The following is a 26,238-nucleotide window of genomic DNA, read 5'->3' as shown; positions in this document are numbered from 1 at the left end:
CTTCGGGGACCTACGGAGAGTGAGTTAGTCAGTGTCGACTCACGTCATCACCTCTCTCACACTCGACAGCCTCGATCAGCTTTCCGCCCATGCGCGCCGATGCGTGTTCTGGGAGATGGACCCGGGCGCGCTTCACGACGCCCGAGGATTCTGTGATCAGGAATTCGAGAAGGAAGCCTGGCTGTCGATGGTCATGCTCGAGTGGGGTTCGTGCGGACAGGTCGCCGTCCGCGACGGAAAGCCGCTCGGCAGTGCGTTGTACGCCCCTCCCCGCATGATCCCGCGCGCGCAACTGTTTCCCACCAGCCCGGTCAGCTCGGACGCAGTGCTTCTCACAAGCCTTCGCCTCGAGCCTTCGGGCATAGAAGAAGAACTTGGGCCGAGCCTGCTGGCCGCTGTCGTGACAGATCTGGTTCGACGAGGAGTTCGTGCGCTCGAGGCATTCGGTATCCGTAGCGGCGACTTGGGGCCAGCTTCCGACGTGGCCAGTGCAACGGCAGCTCTGGAATGTTCACCCGCGGAATGCATGATCAGTGCCGAGTTCCTCGAGGACTACGGTTTCGAGGTCGTGGCACCGCACCATCGTTATCCGCGCCTTCGTCTCGAACTCAATCGAGATCACGAATGGAAAGTCGACGTCGAAGAAGCCCTCGACCGTCTACTGAAGGCCGCAGCTCTCGAAATGGTGGAGATCAGCGAACTCGCCAGAGTGTGAGCAGGTGCCGACCGCAGGACCTACGAAATGCGGTCGGCTACCGAAAGTTCTTCTGCGAGAAGCTCGGCGAAGGTGAAGGTGCCGGTCGGCTGATCGTCTTGACCCAGTAGGTACAGCCGCTTGACCGAGATCAAGATGGCTTCGGCGATGGTGTCACGCATCCGCGGATTCGTCAGTACCGCAACGTCGGACGCGTTGGACAGGTAGCCGAGATCGATCTGTACCGTCGGCATGTTGGTCAGGCGCAACAACTCCCACGTTCGACCGTGAGTTCTGCAGTCCCGCAACGGAGTTCGCGCAACGATCTCGCGCTGAACGAAACCGGTCAACACCTGCCCGATCATCGAGACCGAACCGTGCGAATTTCCGAAGTGGAAACTCGCGACGCCGTTCGCCGACGGGCTCGAGTTGCTGTCGCAGCGCAGGGAGATCATCAGATCGGCGTCGAATGCGTTGGACGTCAGCGCGCGCTCGGCCTCGCTCGGATCGGCGTTGTGCGGGCGGGAGAGGAAGGTTTCCATCCCGGTTGCTGCCATCCGCCCCTCGAGGCGCATAGCCAGATCCCACAGGATGTCGGCTTCGGAGATGCCGTTGACGATGGTGCCGGTGGACGGACCACCGAGGCCTGGATCGATGACGATGCGCTTGCCGCCCAGTTGCGGGCCCTTGCGCCGCACCAGTTCCTCTTCGCTGATCGCATGTGGGGAACCACCGGTGACGCGGGTTCCCAGAAGTTCCAGCGAACGGAGTGTCTGCGGTCCGCAGATACCGTCGGCGGCAATCCCGATTTCACGCTGGAAAGACGAGAGAGATTCGTGGGTCTGCGGGCCGAAGAAACCGTCGACCCGACCTGCGTAGAAGCCGAGGTCCTGCAATTTGGCCTGCAGAGCTGCGACGTCGTCGCCGTACAGCGGCGCAGAAAGCTGGTAAATCAACGTACGGGCGCCCAGGCGGTACGAGGCCTCGCGAAGTGACCGATAGGTGGCCGGGCCCACGATGCCGTCGACAAGGAGCCCACGCTGCTGCTGGAAGGCGCGAACGGCGCTGTCGAGTTGATGATCGAAGATGGCGTCGGGTGCAACCCAGTGGGCACCGTCGGCGCTTTCACGTCGAATACCGGAAGTTCCGTGATGGAGGTATCCCAGCTTCGTCAATGTGCCCCGAATCTCGGCGACGGCCGGGCCGTGATCGCCGTGTCGGAGTCTGTGCATGCGTGAAAGCCTCTCGGATCGGTTAACGAATTCGATCGATGTGCCTGGTCGTAGACCCGATCAGGCACATCGATCGATTATCTCAGAAATTCTGTGGATTGCGAGAATCCACGATGCTCATCCAGCCGTCAGAGAACGTCTGCGAGGTCCTTGAGCAGTGCGGCCTTGCCCTTGGCGCCGACGATCGTCTTGATCGGCTTGCCGTCCTTGAACAGGATCATCGTCGGGATCGACATGACCTGGAAATCGCGGGCGGCCGCCGGGTTGGCGTCGATGTCGAGCTTCGCGACGGTCAGCTTCTCGCTGTTCTCGCCGGCGATCTCCTCGAGTACCGGGGCGACCATCTTGCACGGGCCGCACCAGGTTGCCCAGAAATCGACCAGAACGGGCTTGTCGCTGCCCAGGACGTCCTGCTTGAAGGAATCGTCGGTGATGGTGACGGTATTCGACACTGTTACTCCTCGAGGGTTGGGTTCGACAGCTTGATGAATCAGGGAGCGCCGACGACGTCGACCGTGTGGCCGGCTGCGTCGAGCGTGTTGGCGGTGATGTCGCCGCGGTCGGCCAGCCAGCGTTCGGCGTCGATTGCTGCGGAGCATCCGGTGCCGGCAGCGGTGATCGCCTGGCGGTACGTGTGATCGACCAGGTCACCGGCAGCGAAGACGCCGTCGACGGAGGTCGCGGTGGAACCGGGAGCGACGCGCACGTATCCGGCGTCGTCGAGATCGACCTGGCCCTTGACGAGCTCACTGCGCGGGTCATGGCCGATGGCGACGAACATGCCGGTGATCTCGAGTGTGGAGGTCTCACCCGTGACGGTGTCACGAACGACGAGCCCGGTGACGCTGTTCTCGCCGAGGACCTCGACGGGCTCCGCGTTGGTCAGGAAGCGGATCTTCTCGTTGGCCTTGGCGCGCTCGAGCATGATCCGTGAGGCGCGGAATTCCTCGCGGCGGTGCACCAGGGTGACCGAGCGAGCGAAGCGGGTCAGGAATGTTGCCTCTTCCATCGCGGAGTCGCCGCCGCCGACCACGACGATGTCCTGGTCACGGAAGAAGAAGCCGTCGCAGGTGGCGCAGGCGCTGACGCCGCGGCCGAGGAGGCGTTCTTCACCGGGAATGCCGAGGTAACGGGCTGCCGCGCCCATGGCGAGGATGATCGCGTGCGCGGCGTACGTTTCGCCGTTCGCGACGACCGTCTTGATCGGGCCGCTGAGGTCGATCTCTTCGACGTCCTCGGTGCGGATGTCGGTATCGAAGCGAAGTGCCTGCTCACGCATCTGTTCCATCAGGTCGGGGCCCATGATTCCTTCGCGGAATCCGGGGAAGTTCTCGACCTCGGTGGTGGTCATGAGGGCGCCACCGAACTGGGTTCCCTCGAACAGCAGGGGCTGGAGCTCAGCGCGCGCGGTGTAGACACCAGCGGTGTATCCGGCCGGTCCGGAACCGACAATGATGACGTCATGGACCGCGGGCGTGTTTTCCAGCTGGGTGGTCATGCGAGCCTTCCAATAGTGAGTGCAGACCCTCCGCTTCTTGGAGAGCCGTACCGATCAACACCAGGATAAGGGGTGTTGTTCCCGCACTCCGCTGGAAAGTGGCTCACAGCCGGCAGCTCACAGCGCGGGACTCACTGGGCGGGGCGCGGTGCCTCCCGAACCACCAGCGCGTCCCGAACCACACAGCGCGTGCCGGTGTAGATGGTGGGCATGCACTTGTTGCAGTGGATACACAACCCCTCGTCGACGCTCTCGGCTCGGAATTTGTTGACCAGTTGTGGGTCCCTGAGGAGCGCACGCGCCATGGCGACGAATTCGAATCCTTCATCCAGTGCGTGCTCGATGGTGTCGACGCGGTTGATGCCGCCGAGCAGGATCAGTGGCATCCTCAGCGCCTGTCGGAACTGACGGGCGAAGGGCAGGAAGAAGCCCTCCTCGAACGGGTACGTCGGAAAGAGTTTGGGACCGTAGAACTTCAGCCCGTACCCGACGAGTTTGGGTTGGGAGGCGACAAACTCAGCCAGTGGGACCTCGCCGCGGAAGAAGTACATTCCGTTGAGAAGTGAACTGCCACCGGTCAATTGCATCGCGTCGAGGTGGCCGTCGGCTTCGAGGATCTGGGCGATCGGCAGGCTCTGGTCGAGCCACAGACCTTTCGGCACCCCATCGGACATGTTGAATTTCGCGGTGACCGCCACGCTGGATCCAGCGGCCCGTCGCACCGCTTCGACGACTCGACGCGGATACTCGGCGCGCTTGGCGACGCTGCCACCGTATCGATCGTGGCGCTTGTTCAGATTGGGGCTCATGAACGAACTGAGGAGGTAGTTGTGGCCGAGATGGACCTCGATGGCGTCGAATCCTGCGTCCACGGCGACGCGAGCGGTCCGTTCGAAGTCGGAGACGACACCGTCGAGTTCGGCGAGTGTCGCGCCCTTGACGAGGCCCATCGCGGGCGGACTCAGCCGGGTCGACGGCGCCAGAGTCTTCGTCTTGTTGGAGAGCGTGTTGGCGACCAGTCCCGCGTGGCCGATCTGCGCCGCAGCAAGTGCGCCTTCGGCGTGGACGGCGTCGGTCAGTCTGCGTAGTCCCGGCAGCGCGCGCTCGTCCATGACAAGGGTGTCGCGGTGGACTCGTCCACCTGGTGAGACGGCGCAGTAGGCGACAGTGGTCATCGCGGCCCCGCCGCGGGCCACCTCGGCGTGGAAGTTGATCAGATCGTCCGAGACCGCTCCCCGGGGCATGACGCCTTCGAACGTTGCAGCTTTGACGATGCGGTTGCGCAAGGTCAGAGGGCCGAGACGTGCGGGTTCGAATATCGACGGTGTGGGCGCTGTGGTCATTTTCAACTTCCTGCGGCGGCCTGATCTTTACGATGCCAGTGGACTCGTAACTACGACGATATAGCGCCTACTCCCAATCTGTCCGACAATTCGACACGATGAATGCCACAGGATCAGGTCGCCCACGAGACCCACGCATCGACGACACAGTCCTCGAGGTCACCCGAGCGATGCTCCTCGAGGTCGGTTGGGATCAACTCAGTCTCCGGGCGATCGCGGCACGGGCAGGGGTCAGCCGAGCCTCGATGTCGCGGCGATGGCCGTCGAAGGCACATCTTGTTCTCGGGTCGATCCTGGGGGCGACACCGGACCTGACACCGTTCGAGGGCACCGATCGCGACGGCTGGATCCGTTGGGTGGTGGAGGGAAGTGCTCAGCTCTTCTCCCGTCCCGAGGTTCGCGCCGCGTCGCCAGGATTGCTGGCGGCCCTGCGCGACCACGACGACCTGCGCAACGAATTGTGGCGCGGGTTCAGTGGACCGAGTACGCAACTGTTCCTTCAGAACGCCGAAGATCCTGAATCGGCACTGCTCGATGCCAAGGCCGTGCTGGTATTGGCGGCCGGGGCAGCGATGTTTTCGAGTCTGATAGCGGTCGAGGATGATACGGACGCATTGCGTGGGAGAATTCTCGAGCTCTTACTCCCGGCGGCATCGCCGCGCTGACCGTCGACGTCAGCCGATGTTCTTGACCGACAACGTATTCGGATTCCCGTCGCTGCAGTTGATGCCGACAGTCAGTGCAGTGATCTGACGCGGCTGCGATCCCGTGAAGAGTAGGACTATCGCCGGCGCCCCGTCGATGCGAATCTCGCCGGAACCGAGTAGAGGCCGGCCCTCGTCGATGCCGTTGGCGCGTAGGCATCCGGCAAGTTTGGATGGATCATCCAGTGGTCCAAGGTTTTTGGATCCGACGAGTGAGAGCAGAGACGCCGAATCCGGATCGTCGACAGCAGACGTCGCCGGTGTGCTCGGTTGAGCGACAACACTTTCGGCAGGTTCGGAATCTCGGGTTCCGACAACAACGATCACGAAGGCTACCAACACGGCTGCTGCGGCACCGAGAACCCACGCTTGTGGGCGCCGCCGGAACGGCACGACAGCTGCCTCAGCTGGCGGCTCCAGCTGTTCTGACTGTAGATCCAGTGCCGAATTGATTCGCTCGGCAAGCGAATTCGGAATCCGTTCGTGAGTGGCCTTGCTCGAGTTCAGTGTCGCGAGTGATGCCGTGACGCCGTCAAGGGCGGTGACAAATGCATGGGCGTCAGGGTCTGCGTGTACCACCGGCCACAGAGCCGCACTGGTTTCGGAATCGAGAACCCCGGCGTGAAGATCTGCGAGTAGGTCTTCCGAAAACGGAGGCGACGGAACGCGAACAGACGGATCTGTCATGAACCCTCCCTCGGCAGTCGGTGCGGACCCTTACAAGATAGGACGCGGCCGGTTCACGAATGGTTCCCGCCTTCGCGAAAGTCCTCCAACTGGGCGGCAAGACGCTTGCGCGCGCGGGCGCAGCGACTCTTCACGGTCCCTACGGGCACTCCCAACCTCTCGGCGGCCTCGGCTACCGGATACCCCTCGACATCGACGGCGACGACGGCAGCACGCTGCTCAGGCGGCAGCGATGCCAGTGCCTGTTCGACGGTCAGGCTCATGTCCACTGTCGCCGCATAGTCGCGGTGATCGCGGGGTTCCTCCGCGTTCTCCGAAGACAGAGAGAACGCCGCCCGTGATTTGTTGCGTCGGATCCGGTCGAGGCAGGCATTGACCACGATGGTGTGGAGCCAACTACGCACCGCCGCGTCGCCGCGGAACTTCGCCGCCTTGCGATGCGCGGACAGCAGACCCTCCTGGAGAGCATCTGCCGCATCCTCGTCCGAGTAGCTCGTTCGCCGGGCAACGTGCCACAGATGATCCTGATGCCGGAGCAGTAGTTCACGGAACGCGTGTCGATCGCCCGCGACATGAGCGGTCAACAATTCGAAATCCGTCGCCTCGAGATTCTTGTTCTCGAAACTTCTGGATTCGAAATTTCCGGCTCCGCCCCCGGTGCCCCCCCGATAACTGTGCACGGGCGGATATTAGCCCAGTCGGTAGGTTTCAGAAGGGCCAAGGGCGATCACTTTGCAGCAGTGAATGCAATCTCCGAGATGGATGTCTGGTTTTGTCCGGATTCGGTGCTGAGCTGCGTAATCCAAACCAGGACATACTGACCCGAGCCGTCCGACGTGACTGGAATGTCGGTCACGCCGTTCTTCAGGACACCCGATCCGATTTCCTTGGTCTGATCCAGCGAAGTATTCGCAGAAGGGGCAGAACGGATTTCAACGACGGTTCCCGGCGAATCAGACGTGATCGCAACGTTCTTCAGGTTGGCGGCATCGGCAAGCGTCACCATCAGGCCGACGCCGTTCTTCAGGGACGGGAAGGGCTGGAAGTACGAGTCCGACGACCATGCGGTGGCCGGATTGCCGTCGATGGCGTTCTTCGCTGTTGCCGGCTGATCCGGCGTTCCCTGGGGTGAGAACACCGTTACGGCCGAGGAAGCTACCGGAACGGTTGCCGCCGCCGGTGCGGGCGCCGGTGAATTGTTCTCGGGCGCAGTGGCTTCGGTGGTCAGTCCGAAACTCTGCTCGCTGAGCGGGGTGTCGTTACTGCCACCCGAGAGGAAGCTCGCTACCCACACCACAAGGAGAATCAGGACGATCACGGTGAAGACACCGAGCGCCGTCAGTGCCGCGAGCATCCGCGTTGACTTCTTCTTCTCGGCCTCGATGGCTTCGGGGTCGTTCAGTGCATGACCGGACGCTCCCTGTTCGCGGTGGCCGAGACGAAGTGCCGGAATCATTTCCGTCTTGTCGTTGACGACGGACGCCTGATCGAGGATGTGCTGCACGGTGGCAGCAGTGCGGATTCCACTCTCCGACTGCAACGCTCGAACCGCAACGGCCGAGATGTCGAACGGAACCTCCGGACGGACGACCCGAGGCTCGACGATGTTCCCGTCGGCGCCGCGACCGGCGGGAAGCAAACCACCGACGGGACCGGCGGACGGATCGGCGAGCGGCCAGCGCGCCGTGATGAGCGAGTACAGCATGGCGCCGAGACCGCGGACGTCGCTGGTGGAATCGGCGTCGGCAAGCGTCGCCGGGAACGCCAGTACGGCGTCACCGTTGATGCTGATGCGAACGCGGTCCGGGTGATCGATGGACAGCGCACCGCCGGTGCGGTGAGCAGCTTCGGCAGCCGCCGCGAGGGCGCGGATGGCGCGGGCTGCACCGATCGGCGACGGCGTCGTCTCGGCCATCTCACGCAGCGAGCGGCCGGGAGTCCATTCGGCGACGACGATGCCGCCCGAGCTTCCGCGGACGACGTCGAGGACGCGAGCCAGACCGGGCGAGTTGATTCGTCCCAGGCGCAGAGTGCGTGAGAGAACTGCCTGCGGTCCGGACTGGCTGTCGTCGTCACCGCGCTGATCGGCGTCGACGAACGTCAGGGCTACTTCACGGTCGAGCTTGACGTCGAGAGCTTCCCAGAACTGCAGTCCGCGGGTTCCGCCGTGCGGCGCGAGCAGACGGTAGCGTCCGCCGGCGACAGAGGCGCCGGGGATGAGCTTCGGTCCACGTGGCATCGGTCGCTGGGCCGGTCGTGATGCGGATCCGGCGGAAGGTGTGCGAGGTGCAGCGGGCGGTGGTGTCTGAGCGGCAGCCGTCTTCTGAGATTCGGGTGCCTTCTTGTCCGGAGCAGGCGTCTTCGGCGCGGGTGTCTTCGAGACAGGTGCTGAAGGTGTCTTCGACACGGGCGCCGAAGGTGTCTTGGACACACTGACCGGAGGTACCGGCGGAGCGGCCTTCTGCACCGGCGGCTGCGGCTTCTGACCCTGCGGGCTTTGGCCCTGCTGCGGTCGCTGTGCGGGCTGCTGTGGCTTCTGACCCTGCTGTGGCTTCTGGCCGGCAGATGCGGAGGAACTCGTGGATGCAGGTGTGCCCGACGATGCCGTTGACTTCTGTTCGGACGCTTTCACGGCAGAAGTCCCGGCACTCTTGTTGCCGGAAACGTTGTCGTCGCTCACCCTCGCTCCTTCTCCATCGATAGCCCGTCCCCGAATACGCGCGGGTTGCGATCCTGTACGCCCATGACCAGGGTACGGGAGCGCACCCGGTCGTTCTTGCTCGTTTGATTCCGTTCTGATTGCAGGAATCAGCTCGGTGACGTCGTCGTCGGTGTTGTTACGTGTGTCCGGTTCGGCGCGACCTGTCAGTGAACGAATCTTGCGGGAGACCGCAACCGTTACCGACAGGACTTCCGGAACCTTCTTGAAGTAGAGAATCGTGAAGGTGATCGCGAGCATCAGGATGCCGCCGACGGCGACGCGAACCATCGAGCCAGGTCCGCCGAAACGCTCGGTGAGTTGATCGAATCCGAGGACGCGGTCGACCGCGAGCATGGTCAGCGAACCGGCCAGCGAGGCGAGTACGACGGACCAGACTGTCTTGCCCACGTTGGCCATCTGCAGGTTTCCGAGGCTGCGGTGCAGGAGGTACCCGCCGATGACGGCGCCGGTGATGTATCCGAGACCGTTGGCCGCACCGAGCAGGATCACGACCTGATCGCTGTTGGATGCGAAGACCGGAGCGAGCGCCGAGAAAGCGATTTTCACTGCAGTGATGCCGAGAACGATCCACGTCGGCGTCCAGGCTTGTTCGCGGGCGTAGAACACACGAAGTTGGATCAGGACCAGCGCGTACGGAATCAACGTGAATGCCGACCAGCTCACAGCGGTGCCGAGTCGTTCGGCCTGTTCGGGTCCGAAGCGGCCGTAACCGTAGAGCGCTTCACCGACCTGCGGACCCATGAAGGTCAGGAACATGATGATCGGAACCAGCGTGATCATGGTCAGACGCGTTGCGACCGACAGATCGTCCACGACGGCCGGGGTGTCGTCGGCAGCAGCGTTGCGGCTCAGGCGCGGCATGATCGCGGTCAGAACCGTCACTCCGAGCACGCCGTACGGGAGTTGCAGGAGCAACCAGGCCTGGCTGTAGATGGCAGGGCCGGCTTCGTCGGCGTGGGAGGAGATCTTGGTCGCGAAGATCATGCCCATCTGGCTGATCAGGACGTACAAGACGATGGCGACCGCCATGCCGCCGAACTGGCGCAGGCGGTCGTCGAGACCCCACAGCGGTTTGAGCGAGATCTTCTCGCGGCGAAGCGCGGGGATCAGGCTGGCTGCCTGCACGATGACGCCGATGGTGATGCCGATGCCGAGGGTGAGCAGCTTTGCATCGCCCATCGAGACCGGATCAAGCGAGATCTCACCCGGAGTCAGGCGATAGACCACGAGCACCACGAGGACGACGACATTGTTGAGTACGGGAGCCCAGGCTCCGGGCTTGAAGATCTGTCTGGTGTTCAGAAACGCTGTGAACAGCGCCGACAGCCCGTAGAACAGGATCGCCGGCAGAAGCAGATAAGACAGCGACGTGGTCAGGTCGGTGCTGACCTTGCCGTCTTCGGACAGGAAGACGTATTTGGTGAGTACGGGTGCTGCCAGGGTCGCGAGCAGCGCGGCCATGCCGAGTAGAACGAGCGACGCCGTGAAGAGGCGTCGGACAAACGCTTCGCCGTGATCGGCGTCCTCCCGCTCGGCGCGAACCAGCACGGGGACGACGATGGCGGTCAGCACGGCGCCCAGAACCAGTTCCGCGATCATGTTCGGAATCTGGCTGGCGACGGTGAACGAGCTGGCGATGGCGGGGCCGAGGACCATCAGGATCATCAACTGCTTGGCGAATCCCGTGATGCGGCTCGTCAGCGTCGCGATCGCGATGGAACCCGTTGCCGCGAGGAGTCGAGAGTTCGTCTCCTTGCGTTCCCCGACCTGGACATGGGCGTCGGTGTCGAACTCGTCCGACGTGGTCGTCGCCCGGTCGGCAAACTCCATCTCGGCTTCGCGGTACCGGGGGTAGTCGCGGATCACCGGGATGGTCATGGTGGGTGCGTCGTCGAAACGTGCGTCCGGGTTGACCGGCTGGATCGGGTAACCGCGCTCCCACGGTGGCATCCGAGGATGCGAGCGGGTCGTGGCACTCTTGCGGGTGATCGCCGAGCGGCGACCCTCCTCGGGTGGATTCCCGGTCATGAGCGTTCGTACCCTTCATCTGCTGGGTCCGGCTGACCCTTGAATCGATGCCACAGCCGTCGCCCTGCCAGGAACAGCAGCAACCCTCCCGCTGTCGCCGTCACGGCGGCCAGGGGACGACCGTACGCATTCGACCGTACGGTCACGCTGGTCGGCGTACCCAATTGGCGGCCATCTGTCGTGGTCAGCGAGAAGTTGACTTCCAGCTTGCGAGAATCGTTCATTTCCGCGGGCACAGTCAACTGTCGGCTACCTCGCGGCGGAAGCTGTTTGGGACCGATGTCACTGATCTGCATCTCGGGTGGGGCTTCCACACGCAGGTCGACGTTGATGGCGATGGGCAGCTCGTTGCGCGCCACCAGCAGGAGCGGACTCTGCCCCGACGCGAGGGTGTAGACGCCGCCCGGAGACACCACACTGACGGCCCGGTACATCCCGTCGACGGCTTCGGTGACGTTGTCGGCGCGGATGGTCGCGGCCCGCTCCGCCCGATTGACCGACGCGGAGTCGACGTTGCGGCGATCGGCCAAGGTCATCGAACGGAGTAGATCTTCGCGGAGCGGCGCCGTGAATCCCCGGGGGGTGAGCGAAGCCGCCGGATCGTCCACGAGCGAAGCTTCGAGCCCGTCGATACGCGGAAGTTGGGTGGTTGCGGTCTCGACGACGGACGTTTGCGGACCGTCCTGGGTAGCCCGGTCCGGGTAGTCGAGAGTGGCGGCGTCCGTCGCGCCCGGTTGCCTGCCGAGCAGTGCCGGCAGGGCCTGAGGTGAGGCGAGCCCGGACCGGATGAGGGTCGCGAGCATCGAGAGCACCGCCGTGGCGTCGTTGCTGTCGGCGGTCCACAGTTGCGGCGGCGCGAAGATCTGATTGCGCGGCAGCGACGTCGGCGTCAGCGCGGCCCAGGCCATCGCCCCCAGCGCGTCCTGACGCCGGGCGCTGCGCGATTCGATGTCGATGGTCGGCGCGGTGTCGTCGGGGATGTACGACGGGACCTGCGGCTCCGAGCCGGTGGCGGCCAGCGCCGCTGCCGCCGAGGTGTCGAAGGCAAGCGCGTCGAGTGAGCCGGTTATCCGCGACGACAGCTGCGGAGCTGCCGAGTCGACGGAAGTGTCAGCCACCATCGCTGTGGTGGGATTCACGCTCAGCACCTCTGCGGTGGCCGAGTCGAGGACACCCGAATCCGGCCAGACGAAATCTCGCAGTGAGGTCACGCCGAGGATGTTGTCGACGATGTCCGCCGGCCGTGTGAGCGCGGTAGCCGTCAACTCCGGATTGGCCACCGAGGTGACCGCGGCGAGATCGGCCTGGGCGAACGGAACCGCCGTCGTGCACATCGAGGACGCGAGGGTCTTCACCCGGCCGAGCCACTGGTTGGCGGCGTCGCTGCCGCGGCCTTCGTGCGACGGTCCGGTGGGATCTGACGAGTTGTCGGCCACGAGGTATCCGCGAGTCATGTTCTCGACGGTGATCAGAAGGTCGGGGTCGATTGCCAGACAGAGCGCATCCGTGACGCGGCGATCGGTGTCGCTCTCGGGCTTGGTGGCGTTCTCCACCGCATCGACCAACGCGTCCAGGCGCCCGCCGTCGGAAAGTTCGGTGGCGAGTTCGTCGTCGATCAGGCGTACGGGCTCGTTGACCGCGCCGGGGATTCCGCCGACGAGTCGTGGCGCGTCGGCCAGCGGCCACATGAGCGTGACGCCGATCGGGGCGGACGTGTCGGGGGGAACGACGGCCGTGGCGGACGAACTGGGGGTTCCGGCTGTGGCGTTCGATTCGGCCGCGGCCGGCACACCGAGGACGGGGAGCAAGAAGCGTGCGTCGTCGAGTCGGGCGGCACCGCCGTACTCCGGGGTGCCGTTCACGTTGACGAGCATCGGGTAGACGCCCGGTTCGGTGATGTCGAGAGACAACCCGGTAGTGCTCCGCAACGGCAAGGTGAGCGTGAACTGCTTGGACTGGCCGGTGTCGAGGGTGGTGGCAACGGTGTCGAATTCGCCGACCGTGTCGAAAACGGCCTGGTCGAAGTCGAGTGCTGCGCGCACGTCCGAACTGGAGTCGATCGCGGGAGCGCGTTGCAGCCTCACTCCGACGTCCTCGACGGGACGGTCACCGACGTTCTTCACCGTCCCCTTGACCACGACGTTGCGGTCGCTGGTGGTCGTCACCGTGGTCGGTGCGGTGGAGTCGATGGTCAGCTGCAGAAATTTGGCATCGTTGGTGTTTCGCGCCGGGGCGCGCTCACTGGGCTGACTGGACGGCGCTGCCCATGCGACGGCCGTCGTTGCAGGCCCGAAACCGACAGCGGCCATCACCAGAGCGGCCACACCGGCCCGCCGCAGTGCCATTCTCATCCGGCGTCCGGTTCCTTCGGGCGCTGTTCTTGCCGTATTTCCGTTCGCGGCATCTCGGCGATCATCTGGGACGCGAGTTCTGCGAGTTTGCGCTCGTCGGCGTATGCGAGGCGCGAGTGCAATTCCGTCAGCGGCACCCAAGCGACTTCGGTGACCTCGATGTCCTCGTCGGAGAGTTCACCGCCGAGAAAGCGGAGGAGATAGTGGTGCACGGTCTTGTGGACGCGTCGACCTTCGGTCACGAACCAGTAGTCGATGCTGCCCAGCGGTGCCAGGACGGTTCCCTGGATACCGGTTTCTTCTTCGACCTCACGCATCGCGGTCTGCTCAGCGGTCTCACCTTGTTCGATATGGCCCTTCGGTAGCGACCAGAGCAGGCGTCCGCGGCGGTCGGTTCGGCCGATCAGTGCAGCGCAGAGGCGTTCCGGGGGTCCTCCCCAGCCGTCGACGACCAAGCCGCCCGCAGAAGTTTCACGGACGGTTCGCATCAAAGGTTTATCGGGGTTGCCGACGGCAGGTCGACGCCGCGGGTTGCGGCGACTCCTGTTTGTTCGTTCGGCACCAGACACCTCATCGATACTAGTTGGCGTTGCAGCGTTGCCCGGTAACCCGCGCAAAGCGGTCTATCGCGTTCGTATGCGCGTTCTGCTATTTGCGCACCTTAAGTAAGCTCCTTTCACGTGACTGTCCCTACCTCCGACGCTGATCGCCGCCTACGACTGCTTGCCGACGCCACTGCAACGCTCGGCACGTTGTCCGACGTGTTGAACCCGCTCGGTGAGCGTTTTGCTGCGGCCGGTCACGAGCTGTTCCTGGTGGGTGGCAGTGTTCGGGACGCGATCCTCGGCCGCTTCAGTGGCGATCTGGACTTCACGACGGACGCCAGGCCGGAGAAGGTTCAGGCTCTGCTCAAGGGCTGGGTGGACAAGCAGTGGGACACGGGCATCGAGTTCGGGACCATCAGCGCCATCAAGCACGGCCAGGAGATCGAGATCACGACCTTCCGGGCCGACGCTTACGATCGCGTCTCTCGTAATCCGATAGTCGAGTACGGCACGACGTTGGCCGACGATCTGGTGCGCCGCGATTTCACCGTCAACGCGATGGCGATGAAGATCGGCGCCGACGGTTCCTACACGTTTGTCGATCCGCTGAACGGCATGGACGCCCTGTTGGCCGGAGAGCTAGATACGCCGTCGGCGCCGGAAAACTCGTTCAACGACGATCCGCTGCGGATGCTGCGTGCAGCCCGGTTCGTCTCGCAGCTTGGTTTCACGTTGAACAATCGTGTTTTCGAGGCCATCAAGGAGATGGCGTCGCAGATCGAGCGAATCACCGCCGAGCGTGTGCAGGTGGAGCTGAACAAACTGATGCTGGGCATGTACCCGGTGGACGGCATCAACATGATGGTCGACTCCGGACTGGCTGCATACGTGCTGCCCGAGGTTCCGCAGATGAAGCTCGAGATCGACGAGCATCACCAGCACAAGGACGTCTACCAGCACTCCCTCACGGTGCTCCAGCAGGCGATCGATCTCGAAGAAGGCGATCCGGACCTCGTATTGCGTTGGGCAGCACTGCTTCACGACATCGGAAAGCCGGATACCAAGCGTAACGAGCCTGGCGGTGGGGTCAGCTTCCACCACCACGAGGTGGTCGGCGCCAAGCTGGTGCGCAAGCGCATGCGGGCACTGAAGTTCTCGAAGCAGATGGTCGACGACGTCTCACAGCTCGTGTTCCTGCACTTGCGTTTTCACGGCTACGGCAAGGGACAGTGGACCGACTCGGCGGTGCGGCGGTACGTCACCGACGCGGGCGAGCTGCTCCCCCGCTTGCACAAGCTCGTACGGGCCGACTGCACCACACGCAACAAGCGTCGCGCCGCGCAGCTGCAGGCCACGTACGACGACATCGAAGAGCGGATCGCGCGCATCGCCGAGCAGGAAGACCTTGCTCGGGTGCGTCCGGACCTCGACGGCAACGCCATCATGGAGCTGCTCAACATCCCGGCCGGCCCGCAGGTGGGCAAGGCATGGACGTTCCTCAAGGAACTACGTCTGGATCGCGGCCCGCTCGAGCGTGACGAGGCCGAGGCCGAACTGCTGAAGTGGTGGGCTACCCAGCAGGGCTAGTTTCTCGTTTCTTGCGGTTGATCAGCACCGCTGACAATCCGGCGGCATAGACACCCGCACCGGCAACGGCCAGGCCGACGCTCTTGCCGTCGGGTGCGATCACCGTCGACGCTGCCGCGATCGCACCGATGAACGCGACGTTGAACACGGTGTCCTGCAAGGCGAATACCTGACCACGACGGTCATCGTCGATGTCGATCTGCATGGCCGCGTCGCCGCTGAGTTTCACGGACTGGCCGGCGATGCCGAGCAGGAAAGCGGCGATCAGCAGCGACCCCTGAGTCAGCGTGGTCACGAAGACGAGCTGGACGAGAACCGCGCACACCAGGGCGTAGGTGATCATCCGTGAGCGACCGATCCGCGGGATGAGGAACGGTGTGATCAATGCCGCGATCAGCATTCCGATTGCCGTGGCGCCGACGGCGACGCCGAATCCGGCCATCCCTCCAGGTAATTGGGAGCCGTTCGAGGTGTCGCGTAGGACCAGCACCATGATGAGGGTGTTGATGCCGAAGCAGATGCGGTGCGCTCCGATTCCGATCATCGCCGTGGTGACGCCGGGCGCCTCCCAGACAGCGGTTGCCCCGGTGCGCAGTCCGGCCGTCACCGAACGGACGGCACTGGCGCGGACCACTTCGTCGGCGACCGGACCAAGTGAGCGGGCCGTGAACCTGGCCGCGGCGAGGGCCGCGATCACCGATCCCAGTGCTGCGATGGCCACGGCGGCGCCTGACGCTCGATCCCCCGCGCCGATCATGCCGATGATCGCCACCGCTGCCGAAGCACCAAGAGCGGCTACCACCGAACCAGCCGTTGTGAGAACGGAATTGGTTGCCACCAGCCACGATTGTCGGACGACCTTCGGCAGGGCTGCGGATACGCCTGCCCCGACAAAGCGGCTGACCCCGATCGCAGCAAGCGCACACGTCAACAACAGAGTGTCACCGCCGCCGGCGACCAGCAGCACCGCGGTGGTCAGGATGAAGAGCCCGCGGAGCACGCTCGCCCACAGGAGCACCAGGCGGCGGTCCCAACGATCCAGCAGAGCGCCGGCAAAGGGGCCGATCACCGAATAAGGAAGGAGCAGTACGGCAAAGCCGGCCGCTATCGCCACCGGATCGGTTTCGCGTTCCGGGTTGAAGAGGATTGCGCCGCCGAGCGCGGCCTGGAACATTCCGTCGCCGAACTGGCTGGAAAAGCGGACGAGCGCCAGCCTTCCGAGGCCGGGTGATTCACGCAGGGTGTGCAGTACGCGCTGCCAGGCCTCGCGGCGGTTCGAGGCTCGGTTCATAAGCGGAAACTGTAGTGGGTGGGTCAGGCGCCGATCTTGACGGTGGCCCGCTCGAGGATCGGCGCGACGTCGACGCCCCTCGGCAGCGTTCCGAACACACTCCCCCAGCTGTTTCCGAGCCGACTCGCGCAGAACGCGTCGGCCACCGCGGGGTGCCCGTAGCGGAGCAACAGCGAGGCCTGCAGAGCGAGCGCCATGTCGCCGACGATCTTTCGTGCCCGGTATTCGATGTCGTCGAAATCGCCGAATGCCACCTGGAGATCCCGCACGGCCTGATCGAAGTGGCCGTCCACTCCACTGGCTCGTTTCAGCTCGTCGAAGAACACCTGCAGTGTTTCGGGTTGCTTGGCCATCGCCCGCAGTGTGTCGAGCGCCGCGACGTTGCCGGAACCCTCCCACACCGAAAGCAGCGGAGCCTCGCGATAGAGGCGCGGCATCCGGGATTCCTCCACGTATCCGTTTCCGCCCAGACACTCGAGTGCCTCGGCAGCGTGGATCGGTCCGCGCTTGCAGACGAAGTACTTACTCACGGCCAACGAAATGCGTCGTAGTGCGCTGGCGTGGGCATCGCCTGTGGTTGCGCGGTCGGTCAGAGCGGCCAGCCACATCGCGACGGTGGTCGACGCTTCCGATTCCACCGCCAGATCTGCCAGAACGTTTCGCATCAAGGGTTGGTCGATCAGGTTGGCGCCGAAAGCACTTCGATGCGTCGCGTGGTGAACTGCCTGCATGTTGCCGACGCGCATGCCGGTGGCCGTGCCGATCGTGCAGTCCAACCGGGTCATGTTGACCATCTCGATGATGGTGCGCACGCCCCGGCCTTCCTCGCCGACCATCCATGCGAGAGCGTCGCGGTACTCGACCTCACTACTCGCGTTGGAATGATTGCCCAACTTGTCCTTCAGACGCTGCAGGAACATGTTGTTGAGCGAGCCGTCCGGCAGGACCCGAGGCAGGAAGAAGCACGACAGACCACCCGGTGCCTGGGCGAGGACGAGGAACACGTCCGACATCGGCGCGGAGGTGAACCACTTGTGGCCCGTCAGCAGGTAGCTGCCGTCGGATTGTGGCACTGCCCTTGTGGTTCCGGCACGAACATCCGAACCGCCCTGTTTTTCCGTCATCGACATACCGGCGATCAATCCGGGTTTGGTGAGGGGAGCTTTCAGCGCTGAATCGTAGTGCCGCGTGGTCAGGAGGGGTTCGTACTGCGCGGCCAGATCCGCGTTGTGCCGCAGCGCGGGGATCACGGCGTACGTCATGGAGATGGGACAGCCGTGGCCGGCATCGGTTTGACCCCACACGGCCATCTTCGCGGCGCGGACGAGGTGTGCGTGTCGATTCGGGTCAACCCACGGAGCGCCGTGCAGTCCCAATTCCACTGCGGTGCTCATGAGTTGGTGATAGGCGGGGTCGTAACGGACCTCGTCGATGCGGTTGCCGTAGCGGTCGTGGGTTCTCAGAACAGGTGGGTGCTCCTCGGCCAGATCGCCCCACTCCTGGGCCTGAGCACTGCCGGCGCGGATCCCGACGCGATGAACCTCTTCGAGTGCATCCGATGCGCCTTCACGGTGGAGTGCCTCGAGGATCGGCGCGTATTCGGCTGCGTCGTAATCGATCAGGGGCGGAACCTGATTGGTGACTTCATGCGTGGGTGTCATCGAAGCTCCCTAACGATCGAAGGGTGAAGGCGAGAATGGCGTCGATCGCAGCGGGATCGGTGGTGCCTCCGCGCAGTGGAAGGATCAGGGCCTCGCCGATTGCCCCGACGATGCACGCTGCCGTCAGAGTGGCGTCCTGTGGCGGTATCTCACCGGTGTCGACTGCCGAACGAATTGCGGTGGCCAGGCAATCGCGGAACGATTCGCGAAACATCAACCGCTGTTCGTCGACGAGAGGATCTACCGGTTCCACCAGCAGTGCATAGGCGAGAACCGGTGCGCGCATGGCACGTTCGGCGAAGGTCCGAACCGACGCTGATACAGCGGAGCGGTGGTTGCCTTCCAGATGTCGGGCGCTGTCTCCGGCGTCCCGAGCTGCGGATACCTCACGGCTGCAGACTGATTGGAACACTTCGGCGAACAATTCGCCCTTGCCGTCGAAATGTCGATACAGCGTCCCGGTGCCGACGCCGGCGTTCTTGGCCACCGCGGCGATGGAACATCCCGCATAGCCGTGAGTTGCCACTGCCGTCGTGGCGGCCTCGAGCAGTCGGGCGCGTTGGGCGTCCAATCTTTCCTGTACTGCCGGAGTGCGGCGATAGGCCATGTGAAGAAGTGAACACCCGTTCCGTTCTTGCGTCAAGAGCCCCCACCTGCAGGTTCAGGCAGCAGCGGCGCGAGCCTGTTCCTCGCGCCACCACGCGACGGTCGCTTCGGCGGCCTGATCGAGCGGCGTCGGCGAGAGTCCGAGCAGCACTTCGCTGGCGCTCGAGTCCATGACGAACGGCTTGGTGAACTGGTAGTTCATCTCAGCGAGTTCGCGGCTGTCGGTGTTGATCTTGCCGACGGCGTCGAGCACCCAGGCGGGGAGTACACCCACCTTGGCGGGGGATGCCCCGGCGGCGCGGGCGAAGGCCTCGGCGATCTTGCGCTGAGTGAGCGCGGGGCCGGTGGGTGCGTGGAGGACGGAGTTCCAAAGTTCGGGGTTGTGTGCCGCCGCGATCATCGCTGCTGCGAGATCGGGGATGTAGGTGAAGGAGTGCGGCTGATCTGCGGAACCGATGACACGAATCTTCTTACCTGCCATGACTTTCGGAACCATGCGCTCGCCGGCGTGGGCAGTGCGGACGCGGGGACCGAAGAAGTCCGAGGCCACGACGCTGACGGTGGGTGTTGCAGAGGCCTCGCGAGCACGCAGCAGCGCGGTGCGCACTCCGCGCTTGCCACCGGTGGCGTTGCGTGGATCGGATTCGGTCATCAGGGTGTTGGAGTTGTAGGCGTAGAGGCTTTCGGGGAAGACCACGACGGCACCGATGGATGCGGCCGCGTCGAGCACAACCTCCTCGGCCGCCGGGAGTTCCCGCTCCCAATCGGCTGCGTTGTAAGCAGCGTGGATGCAGTGGTAGATGGCCGTGGCGCCCTCGCTGACCGAGCGCAGGGCCTCGGCATCCGAGACGTCGACGCGTCGGCGGTCGATCAGCGGGTGCTCGGGCCCGCTGCCGGACCTGGTCAGGAGCCGGACGTTGATTCCCTGCTCGGCGAGCTGTAGTGCGACGGCGGATCCGACGGGTCCTGCTCCGGTGACGATTTCGAGGTTCGACATGGTGTGCTCCTTCTTGTTTCGAGTGAACTGAGAGCACTGCTCTCGTTTTCAAGAATGCACCTGCACCCGAGCGCTGTCAAGAGCAGTGCTCTCTTTTGTTGATGCTGCTCTCGGGAATGGGGCAAGATGGACTCATGGTTGGAACTCCCCGTGAGCGGGCGCGCGAACAGACGCTGCAGGACATCACCCGTATCGGACGCGAGCATCTTGCTGCCGTCGGCGCTGCCGCTTTGTCCCTGCGTGCCGTCGCGCGTGACCTGGGAGTCGTGTCCTCAGCGGTATACCGCTATGTCGCCAGTCGGGACGAACTGCTGACCTTGCTGGTGGTCGACGGGTACACGGAACTGGGCGCGGAAGTGGACGCCGCCGTGAATGCGGTTGCAGCAGAAGATTTTCGCGGACAGTTCATTGCTCTCGGGCGCGCCGTTCGGAGCTGGGCGATCCGGGAGCCGGCCCGCTACGGTCTGTTGTTCGGCAGCCCCGTCCCCGGCTACGACGCTCCGGGCGAGCAGACCACCGGCCCCGGCACCCTCGTCGTGACCCGGCTGATCGGGATCATCGACGCCGCCCATCGCGCGGGTTCACTGACGGTGCGAGAGGGTCCGGGCCTGAGTGACACGTTGGCAGCGGACCTCGAGGGAGTGCGGAATGAACTGGGTACCGACCTGCCGCCGGATGCCGCGGTGCGCGCAACTCTCGTCTGGGTATCGCTGTTCGGTTCGGTGAACTTCGAGGTGTTCGGGCAGTACGGAAGCGATACGTTCACCGACGCGAGCGAGATTTTCGAGCGGCATTTGGCACTACTTGCCGATGTGGCGGGTCTGACCTGAACACGCTTGTGTCTCGTTCCTCCGCACGCAGTTGTCGGTGAGATGATGTCCTTGTGGCGCACGCAGAAGAACCCGAGGATCGAATGGCCTGGATAGAACCGGAGGTTCGTCCGGGCAGTTTGTTGGTGTCGTCGACCGATCTCACGGAACCCGCATTTCGCCGCACCGTCATCTACATGATCGAGCACAACGACGCCGGGAGCCTGGGCGTCGTCGTCAATCGGCCGAGTGAGACGGCCGTGCAGAACGTGTTGCCGCAGTGGTCACCGCTGACCGCGCATCCTTCGGCCCTGTACATCGGTGGACCAGTCAAGCGTGACTCGGCGCTTTGCCTGGGCATCGCTCGCAACGGTGCGCGGATCGACGGCGTCGCCGGCCTGCGGCGGGTGGACGGCAAGGTAGTCATGGTGGATCTGGACTCGGACCCGGAGGTCATTGCTCCTTTGGTCGAAGGGATCCGCATTTTTGCCGGGTACTCGGGTTGGACTCTGGGCCAGCTGGATTCGGAGCTCGAGCGTGAAGACTGGATGGTGATCAGCTCGCTGCCGTCGGATGTGCTGACGCCGCCCCGAGTCGATGTCTGGGCACGGGTGCTACGACGCCAGCCGCTACCCGTGGCGATGCTGGCCAGCCACCCCATCGAGGTGGAACGAAACTGACTTGTCGGAGGTCGATGATATTCCTGTGTCATCGTTTTCGAGAGAGGTGGCAGCAATGATCGCTGAGCGTCAGATCCAGTGCGCGGATTGTGTTTCGGATGTCGATCACTGCCACGATTCTTTGCTACGGCATGCCGACGGATCACTCGAATGCACCGGCGCGAACTGCCTCGACCTGGCATCGGTCCGCCATGCGCTGTCCATCGATTGTGCTGAACTGCAGGGCGGTTGCGGCTGCGTCGACGCGACCCGAGGCGAGTTGCTCGCTAGCTGACGCTGACCGGATCCCGATTCGCGAAGCGTTGCGCCATCGCAGCACACACGATCAGTTGGATCTGATGGAAGATCATCAGCGGCAACACGATCAGGCCGACGGGCTGGCCCGCGAACAGTACAGCCGCCATCGGTAGGCCCGTTGCCAAGGACTTCTTCGACCCGCAGAAGATGATGACGATCTGATCGGGAAGATCGAACCCGAGCTTGCGCCCCGCGAGAGTGGTCACGCCGAGAACCAGCGCGAGAATCAGGCAGCACACGATTGTGAGGATCACGATCTGCCAGATCGTGATGGTGCTCCAGATCCCCTCTTTCATGCTTTCGCTGAAGGCGGCGAAGACAACGAGGAGGATCGATCCGCGATCGACGTACTTGGTGGGTTCGGCGTACTTCTGCAGCCATCCGATCACCAGCGGGCGGATCAGCTGACCGACGATGAACGGGATCAGCAACTGTACGACGATGTCGAGGATCGACGAGAAGTCGACCGTCGCCTGGCCGGTGGTGTTCATCAGCAGAACCACCAGCAGCGGTGTGACGAAGACGCCGATCAGGTTGGAGAACGACGCACTGACGATCGCGCCCGCGACGTTCCCCTTGGCGATCGAGGTGAACGCGATCGAAGACTGAACCGTCGACGGAACCAGGCACATGTAGAGGATGCCGGTGTAGAGCTCGTCGCTGATCAGCGTCGGTGACAGGAATCGCAGTGCTAGGCCGATCAGTGGGAACAGCACGAACGTCGCGGCGAGGACGACGGTGTGCAGTCGCCAGTGCTTGACGCCCTTCCAGGCTTCCTGCGGCGAGAGCCGTGCGCCGTAGAGCAGGAACAAGAAGCCGATGGCGATCTTGGTGGCCCAGTTCAGAATGCTCTCCGCGGTACCCGATACCGGGAACACACTTCCGAGCACGCCGGCGATGATGATGCCGAGGATGAACCCGTCGATGTAGAACCTACTGAGAAACTTCACCTGGCTAAGGATAACGGCGAGCTTCAGCGGGCTCTCGAGCCCCACGAAGGTTGAAGCCCATCACCGCCAGGCACAGCAGCGTCCCGATGATCGACAGCTCGATGATGGCCGTCTGCATTCCCTGGAGGGTGATGGCGATACCCGCGATGATCGACGGGATCGCCAGTCCCGCGTAGCTGACGGTGAAGAACGCGGCCAGAACTCCGCCGTGGCTCTCGCGGGCGTGGGTCCGGGCGGCGGCGTTGACGCGCTTCATGCCGCCGGCAAACGCCAGACCGTGCCCGGCGCCGACCACGACGGTGATGACGCCAAGCAGTGCCAGGCTCGGGACGAGGTCGACCACGAGGAGGCCGATCATTCCCAGAGCGAGGATTCCCAGGCCGGCGGTGACGGACGTGCGCGGGTCCATGCGGCTTCCGCCGAGTTGCGCGACCACCGAGCAGATCATCACCAGTGCGGCCGCCCCGCCGCCGAGTAGAAGGTTGTCGATGTTCAGCAGGCTGGTCATCCACGACGGGACCACCGACTGGAAGAGCCCGACCGCGCCCCACGACAGCGCGACGGCGAGCGAGCTGAGCCAGAAAGTCTCGCGAACAGTGGCGGGAACATGTGGCATTTGGAAGAACCGCTTCGGGCGTGTGACGTCCCCGATCCGCGGAAGTAGCAGCAACACGATCAGTGCCGGGATGAACGCGACGAGGAAGATCAGATACGGCAACCGCAGCGGTTGCGGAAGGTACTGGGCGATTGCACCGGACACGAGTGGTCCGAGCGCACCGCCCAACGCGCCCGTCACCGTCGATACGAGCGCTGCTCGTCGGTGATCGAACTTCGGTTCCTGCTCCACCAATGCGGCGCTGCCCGCCGCACTGGCCGCGCCCACCGCGATTCCCTGGGCAATCCGGCCGACGAACAACCACACCGTCGCGTCGGCAAATGCCAGAACGAGCGTGCCGACGACGCTCAGAGCGAGTGCAGTAAGGAGCACGGTGCGTCGGCCGAGGGCGTCGGACAGCGGTCCGAAGAACAGCAATGCCGGAACGAGGCCGGCGACGTAGACGCCGTAGATCAGCGTCTGGATGGTGGGCGTGAATCCGAACTCGGTCCGGTAGAGCCCGTAGACGGAGGTGGGCATGTTCGCGCCCAAGAGGATCACGGTGAGGACGTAGCCCACGCCGTAGAAGTGTCGATTGGTGCGGCGTGTGCGTTCTTCGGTGGCGACAGCTGTGGCGGACGTGGGAAGCCCCTCCTGAAGACAGAGTGCGAAAATACATGGGTCGTCCTACGTATCGTAAGTGAGTGGAATGATCGCCGCTAATGCTGTGAGGATGAGCTGATGACCGTTGTTCGCAAAGAGTCCGCGTACGAGCAATCCCTCGACTGGATGCGCGCGCAGATCTCCGACGGCGTCTGGACAGTGGGCAATCGTGTTCCGACCGAGCCGGAGCTGATGAGTGTTCTCGGCGTCGGCCGGAACACCGTGCGCGAAGCGATCAAGACATTGACCTCGACGGGAGTCCTGGAGATCCGTCGCGGATCAGGGACCTTCGTGCGCGCTCGGACCGACATCGGCGGACTGCTCGGCAGACACGCGTCCGTCGACGAGATGAAATACGTCTTCGAAGTGCGTCGTGCGCTCGAGATGGAAGCGGTCCGGTTGGCGTGTGAGCGTCGCAGCGACGACGACGTCCGGATACTTCGTGAGCTGGCCACCAAGCGTGACGTCCCGGCCGAGAACTTCGTCGACGTCGATCTCGCGTTTCACATTGCCGTCGTCGATGCCGCCCACAATCCCGTGCTGAAAGATCTGTTTGCCGGAATCCTCGAAACCGTCCGCGCCACGTACGAGGTGACCGAAGGGGTGCATCCGCCGTCGCTGACGTCTTCGCATCATCAGGGAGTTGCCGAAGCCATCGCCGAACGCGATGTCACCAAAGCCAGGGCTGCGGCGTGTGGGTATCTCGAGAAGACTCAGGAAGCGATCGGTTCAGGCTCGGCGGTTACCGAGTCCGGGCGTCGGCCAATCGATTGAGTGACCCGGCGATGTCTTCGGCCCCGGGTGTCGTGATCGTGAGTCGGTCGCCACAAGCGAACGTGATGACCACCGCTGGCCCGGTGCGGGTGACGACGCCGTAGTTACGACGACCCTTGGTCTTGAGTCCCCAGCCGCCGAAGTCCGCGAACGGTTTGATCTCCGCGACGTCGGCTCCGACAACTTCCTCGATGCCGTAGGTCATCGCAGCCATCCCCATGTTGATCACCCGGATCTCCCGTTCGTCGACGATCACCCGGAAGCGAACCAAGCTGACGACGAGCAGTCCGAGTGCCCCGAAGATGAACAACGGCCAGAGTGACCGCATCGCCAACGCCATGATGACTCCGGGCGCCAGAGTGATCGCAGTGAGGATCACCGAGCCTTTGGTGCTGAATCCGACGTCGTCGGAGATAGGTAGAGGGCAGCTGCTTCGCGGCAACCCGGCCGAGGGTTCGATCGTGGCAAGAGTGCGGACGCGGTAGTCGCGCAGGAAGGAGGCGCCGATCCACCCCAGCACCCCGCCGACTGCAAAGCCGACACCGAGAGACCACAGCGGGAGTGACGTCGTGGACGGATCGGCGACATCGAGTTGGGTGTAGAGCAAAGCGAAGTTCACTGTCGTGACGAGCCCGACCATGCTCAGCCCGACAACCAACATGAAGCGACGCATCATCAACATCGCGGGAGCAAGAGCAGCAATCGCGCTGAGACCGCCACCGAAGAGCAGTGTCAAAAGTGCAATGGTCCATGCGTTGGCCGACGGGGTGGAGAAGCCGTCCGGCGAGGTGGTGGTCCAGTGAGTCGCGATCTGCTCCGGGAGGCGAGGCTCCCACATTTCTGTCAGGACGAAGCCGAAGACCGCACACAACAGCGGAACGACTAGCCCGAATACGACCCCGGCCGGGTCGACCACGCGATGTTTCACGTGAATCAATGAGCCGGCTGGCAAGCATCCTTGAGCGCGCAGGCACCGCAGGAAGCGGTGCCGCAAGCGGCAGCGTTCGCCTTGGCCTCGGGGGTCTCCGCCACCGGCTCGTCGGCGGCAGGCTCGGAGTGCCCGCCGCAGTTGCAGTCGTTACCGCATCCGCTCTGCTGCGGGAGCGCGGCGGCTGCGCGGGTGCCGATGCCTCCACCGAAACCGGCAGTGAGGACGGCGACGACGACGGCGATGATCGCGACGGCAATGCCGAAGACTCCGCCGATGGTCAGTGCTGCGACTCCGCCGATGACCAACATTCCAGCGGCCGCGAGCATGGTCGGACCGGCCACCTTGTTGGCGAGGGCGAACGACTCCTCGCTCCGCAGGGAATCCTCGGTGCGGACACCGGCCCAGCGGTTGCGCGGGAGTTTGCCGATCAGTCCGGCGACGGCAACTCCACCTACGGCGACAGCGAGCACGAATAGCACCACAGCGACAACGATCACCCATACAGGATAGGCGCGAGTGGAGTTGATGGTATGCCCGGGTCGTGCAGGCTCTACCCTGGTTATCGGTATTTCCGTCAGCCAAGTAGATAGCGA

General features: G+C 64.0%; 24 protein-coding genes. 7 read left to right on the top strand and 17 right to left on the bottom strand.

The features are described 5' to 3' along the window. Nucleotides 1-31 precede the first annotated feature (31 nt). A complete protein-coding gene (locus M0639_RS29520) occupies nt 32-715 on the top strand; it encodes a hypothetical protein (protein ID WP_003942495.1) in 684 nt (227 codons plus the stop codon). A 20-nt stretch (nt 716-735) separates the two neighbouring features. Here the strand turns inward: M0639_RS29520 and M0639_RS29515 are convergent, their stop codons facing one another. The 4 genes from M0639_RS29515 to nox all read right to left on the bottom strand — a co-directional run bounded on the left by M0639_RS29515 (nt 736) and on the right by nox (nt 4,767). Further along, nucleotides 736-1,926 (bottom strand): N-acetylmuramoyl-L-alanine amidase, encoded by a 1,191-nt coding sequence (locus M0639_RS29515; RefSeq protein WP_003942558.1) that lies wholly within the window; start codon nt 1,924-1,926, stop codon nt 736-738. A 128-nt stretch (nt 1,927-2,054) separates the two neighbouring features. Further along, nucleotides 2,055-2,378 carry a thioredoxin gene (trxA, locus tag M0639_RS29510; RefSeq protein ID WP_003942530.1) on the bottom strand — a complete coding sequence of 108 codons (324 nt, stop codon included), beginning with the start codon at nt 2,376-2,378 and terminating at the stop codon, nt 2,055-2,057. A 38-nt stretch (nt 2,379-2,416) separates the two neighbouring features. After that, nucleotides 2,417-3,424, bottom strand: coding sequence for a thioredoxin-disulfide reductase (gene trxB, locus M0639_RS29505; protein ID WP_003942521.1), 1,008 nt, complete (start codon nt 3,422-3,424; stop codon nt 2,417-2,419). A gap of 131 nt (nt 3,425-3,555) precedes the next feature. Then, entirely contained in the window at nt 3,556-4,767 is a 1,212-nt protein-coding gene (nox, locus tag M0639_RS29500) for a 4,4'-dithiodibutanoate disulfide reductase (RefSeq protein ID WP_064075696.1), read from the bottom strand. 98 nt (nt 4,768-4,865) lie between these two features. Here nox and M0639_RS29495 point away from each other — a divergent pair, with 98 nt between their 5' ends. After that, on the top strand, nt 4,866-5,432 hold the full coding sequence (locus tag M0639_RS29495) for a helix-turn-helix domain-containing protein (RefSeq protein WP_042920755.1): 567 nt from the start codon (nt 4,866-4,868) through the stop codon (nt 5,430-5,432). A 9-nt stretch (nt 5,433-5,441) separates the two neighbouring features. Here the strand turns inward: M0639_RS29495 and M0639_RS29490 are convergent, their stop codons facing one another. The 5 genes from M0639_RS29490 to M0639_RS29470 are packed head-to-tail and all read right to left on the bottom strand — an operon-like array spanning nt 5,442 to nt 13,828. After that, the gene (locus M0639_RS29490; protein ID WP_064075697.1) at nt 5,442-6,158 is read right to left on the bottom strand and encodes a hypothetical protein; all 717 of its coding nucleotides are present in this window, start codon (nt 6,156-6,158) and stop codon (nt 5,442-5,444) included. Nucleotides 6,159-6,211: 53 nt separating this feature from the next. Next, nucleotides 6,212-6,838, bottom strand: coding sequence for an RNA polymerase sigma factor SigM (gene sigM, locus M0639_RS29485; protein ID WP_082893342.1), 627 nt, complete (start codon nt 6,836-6,838; stop codon nt 6,212-6,214). 47 nt (nt 6,839-6,885) lie between these two features. Beyond that, a complete protein-coding gene (locus M0639_RS29480) occupies nt 6,886-10,908 on the bottom strand; it encodes a lipid II flippase MurJ (protein ID WP_064075698.1) in 4,023 nt (1,340 codons plus the stop codon). Next, nucleotides 10,905-13,259 (bottom strand): DUF6049 family protein, encoded by a 2,355-nt coding sequence (locus tag M0639_RS29475; protein ID WP_007729124.1) that lies wholly within the window; start codon nt 13,257-13,259, stop codon nt 10,905-10,907. The genes M0639_RS29480 and M0639_RS29475 overlap by 4 nt, the downstream gene beginning before the upstream one ends. Continuing rightward, nucleotides 13,256-13,828, bottom strand: a complete 573-nt coding sequence (locus M0639_RS29470; RefSeq protein WP_030537486.1) for an NUDIX hydrolase — start codon at nt 13,826-13,828, stop codon at nt 13,256-13,258. The genes M0639_RS29475 and M0639_RS29470 overlap by 4 nt, the downstream gene beginning before the upstream one ends. Nucleotides 13,829-13,939: 111 nt before the next feature. On the opposite strand from M0639_RS29470, the gene M0639_RS29465 reads away from it, so the two are divergent. Further along, nucleotides 13,940-15,391 carry a CCA tRNA nucleotidyltransferase gene (locus tag M0639_RS29465; RefSeq protein WP_003942535.1) on the top strand — a complete coding sequence of 484 codons (1,452 nt, stop codon included), beginning with the start codon at nt 13,940-13,942 and terminating at the stop codon, nt 15,389-15,391. Here M0639_RS29465 and M0639_RS29460 read toward each other — a convergent pair. The 4 genes from M0639_RS29460 to M0639_RS29445 are packed head-to-tail and all read right to left on the bottom strand — an operon-like array spanning nt 15,375 to nt 19,946. Continuing rightward, nucleotides 15,375-16,682 (bottom strand): MFS transporter, encoded by a 1,308-nt coding sequence (locus M0639_RS29460; protein WP_063315347.1) that lies wholly within the window; start codon nt 16,680-16,682, stop codon nt 15,375-15,377. The two genes, M0639_RS29465 and M0639_RS29460, sit on opposite strands and share 17 nt — an antisense overlap. 23 nt (nt 16,683-16,705) lie before the next feature. Then, on the bottom strand, nt 16,706-18,343 hold the full coding sequence (locus M0639_RS29455) for an acyl-CoA dehydrogenase family protein (protein WP_064075699.1): 1,638 nt from the start codon (nt 18,341-18,343) through the stop codon (nt 16,706-16,708). Continuing rightward, a complete protein-coding gene (locus tag M0639_RS29450) occupies nt 18,327-18,950 on the bottom strand; it encodes a TetR/AcrR family transcriptional regulator (protein ID WP_007729115.1) in 624 nt (207 codons plus the stop codon). The genes M0639_RS29455 and M0639_RS29450 overlap by 17 nt, the downstream gene beginning before the upstream one ends. Nucleotides 18,951-19,004: 54 nt before the next feature. Then, nucleotides 19,005-19,946, bottom strand: a complete 942-nt coding sequence (locus tag M0639_RS29445; RefSeq protein WP_063315349.1) for an NAD-dependent epimerase/dehydratase family protein — start codon at nt 19,944-19,946, stop codon at nt 19,005-19,007. Between the two features lie 134 nt (nt 19,947-20,080). On the opposite strand from M0639_RS29445, the gene M0639_RS29440 reads away from it, so the two are divergent. From M0639_RS29440 to M0639_RS29430, 3 genes are read left to right on the top strand one after another with little or no spacing between them, the layout of a single operon-like run. Continuing rightward, nucleotides 20,081-20,776 (top strand): TetR/AcrR family transcriptional regulator, encoded by a 696-nt coding sequence (locus tag M0639_RS29440; protein ID WP_003942494.1) that lies wholly within the window; start codon nt 20,081-20,083, stop codon nt 20,774-20,776. A 53-nt stretch (nt 20,777-20,829) separates the two neighbouring features. Next, nucleotides 20,830-21,435, top strand: a complete 606-nt coding sequence (locus M0639_RS29435) for a YqgE/AlgH family protein (protein ID WP_003942572.1) — start codon at nt 20,830-20,832, stop codon at nt 21,433-21,435. Nucleotides 21,436-21,490: 55 nt separating this feature from the next. After that, on the top strand, nt 21,491-21,709 hold the full coding sequence (locus M0639_RS29430; protein ID WP_042924370.1) for a hypothetical protein: 219 nt from the start codon (nt 21,491-21,493) through the stop codon (nt 21,707-21,709). On the opposite strand, the gene M0639_RS29425 is transcribed toward M0639_RS29430, so the two are convergent. Then, entirely contained in the window at nt 21,702-22,682 is a 981-nt protein-coding gene (locus tag M0639_RS29425) for a bile acid:sodium symporter family protein (protein ID WP_003942582.1), read from the bottom strand. The genes M0639_RS29430 and M0639_RS29425 overlap by 8 nt on opposite strands. 4 nt (nt 22,683-22,686) lie before the next feature. Beyond that, the gene (locus M0639_RS29420) at nt 22,687-23,856 is read right to left on the bottom strand and encodes an MFS transporter (protein WP_063315350.1); all 1,170 of its coding nucleotides are present in this window, start codon (nt 23,854-23,856) and stop codon (nt 22,687-22,689) included. A 162-nt stretch (nt 23,857-24,018) separates the two neighbouring features. On the opposite strand from M0639_RS29420, the gene M0639_RS29415 reads away from it, so the two are divergent. Beyond that, nucleotides 24,019-24,714 (top strand): FadR/GntR family transcriptional regulator, encoded by a 696-nt coding sequence (locus M0639_RS29415; protein WP_047272655.1) that lies wholly within the window; start codon nt 24,019-24,021, stop codon nt 24,712-24,714. Here the strand turns inward: M0639_RS29415 and M0639_RS29410 are convergent. After that, nucleotides 24,683-25,642 (bottom strand): DUF1648 domain-containing protein, encoded by a 960-nt coding sequence (locus tag M0639_RS29410; protein ID WP_231914980.1) that lies wholly within the window; start codon nt 25,640-25,642, stop codon nt 24,683-24,685. The two genes, M0639_RS29415 and M0639_RS29410, sit on opposite strands and share 32 nt — an antisense overlap. Nucleotides 25,643-25,647: 5 nt before the next feature. Further along, nucleotides 25,648-26,142: an SdpI family protein gene (locus M0639_RS29405; RefSeq protein ID WP_003942484.1), complete on the bottom strand. Its 495-nt coding sequence runs from the start codon at nt 26,140-26,142 to the stop codon at nt 25,648-25,650. Nucleotides 26,143-26,238: the final 96 nt, after the last annotated feature.

This window comes from Rhodococcus qingshengii JCM 15477, from assembly GCF_023221595.1.
Classification (GTDB): domain Bacteria; phylum Actinomycetota; class Actinomycetes; order Mycobacteriales; family Mycobacteriaceae; genus Rhodococcus_F; species Rhodococcus_F qingshengii.
The sequence above is the reverse complement of the archived record's forward strand: the minus strand, read 5'-3'. Positions and strand labels throughout refer to the sequence as shown.

What these genes read in the sequence shown, in the direction of transcription:
- M0639_RS29475 (WP_007729124.1), bottom strand. Translation starts at nt 13,259, where the DNA reads ATGAGAATGGCACTGCGGCGGGCCGGTGTGGCCGCTCTGGTGATGGCC.
- M0639_RS29450 (WP_007729115.1), bottom strand. Translation starts at nt 18,950, where the DNA reads ATGGCCTATCGCCGCACTCCGGCAGTACAGGAAAGATTGGACGCCCAA.
- trxB (WP_003942521.1), bottom strand. Translation starts at nt 3,424, where the DNA reads ATGACCACCCAGCTGGAAAACACGCCCGCGGTCCATGACGTCATCATT.
- M0639_RS29430 (WP_042924370.1), top strand. Translation starts at nt 21,491, where the DNA reads ATGATCGCTGAGCGTCAGATCCAGTGCGCGGATTGTGTTTCGGATGTC.
- M0639_RS29440 (WP_003942494.1), top strand. Translation starts at nt 20,081, where the DNA reads ATGGTTGGAACTCCCCGTGAGCGGGCGCGCGAACAGACGCTGCAGGAC.
- M0639_RS29515 (WP_003942558.1), bottom strand. Translation starts at nt 1,926, where the DNA reads ATGCACAGACTCCGACACGGCGATCACGGCCCGGCCGTCGCCGAGATT.
- nox (WP_064075696.1), bottom strand. Translation starts at nt 4,767, where the DNA reads ATGACCACAGCGCCCACACCGTCGATATTCGAACCCGCACGTCTCGGC.
- M0639_RS29460 (WP_063315347.1), bottom strand. Translation starts at nt 16,682, where the DNA reads ATGAACCGAGCCTCGAACCGCCGCGAGGCCTGGCAGCGCGTACTGCAC.
- M0639_RS29445 (WP_063315349.1), bottom strand. Translation starts at nt 19,946, where the DNA reads ATGTCGAACCTCGAAATCGTCACCGGAGCAGGACCCGTCGGATCCGCC.
- M0639_RS29415 (WP_047272655.1), top strand. Translation starts at nt 24,019, where the DNA reads ATGACCGTTGTTCGCAAAGAGTCCGCGTACGAGCAATCCCTCGACTGG.
- M0639_RS29495 (WP_042920755.1), top strand. Translation starts at nt 4,866, where the DNA reads ATGAATGCCACAGGATCAGGTCGCCCACGAGACCCACGCATCGACGAC.
- M0639_RS29455 (WP_064075699.1), bottom strand. Translation starts at nt 18,343, where the DNA reads ATGACACCCACGCATGAAGTCACCAATCAGGTTCCGCCCCTGATCGAT.
- M0639_RS29480 (WP_064075698.1), bottom strand. Translation starts at nt 10,908, where the DNA reads ATGACCGGGAATCCACCCGAGGAGGGTCGCCGCTCGGCGATCACCCGC.
- M0639_RS29490 (WP_064075697.1), bottom strand. Translation starts at nt 6,158, where the DNA reads ATGACAGATCCGTCTGTTCGCGTTCCGTCGCCTCCGTTTTCGGAAGAC.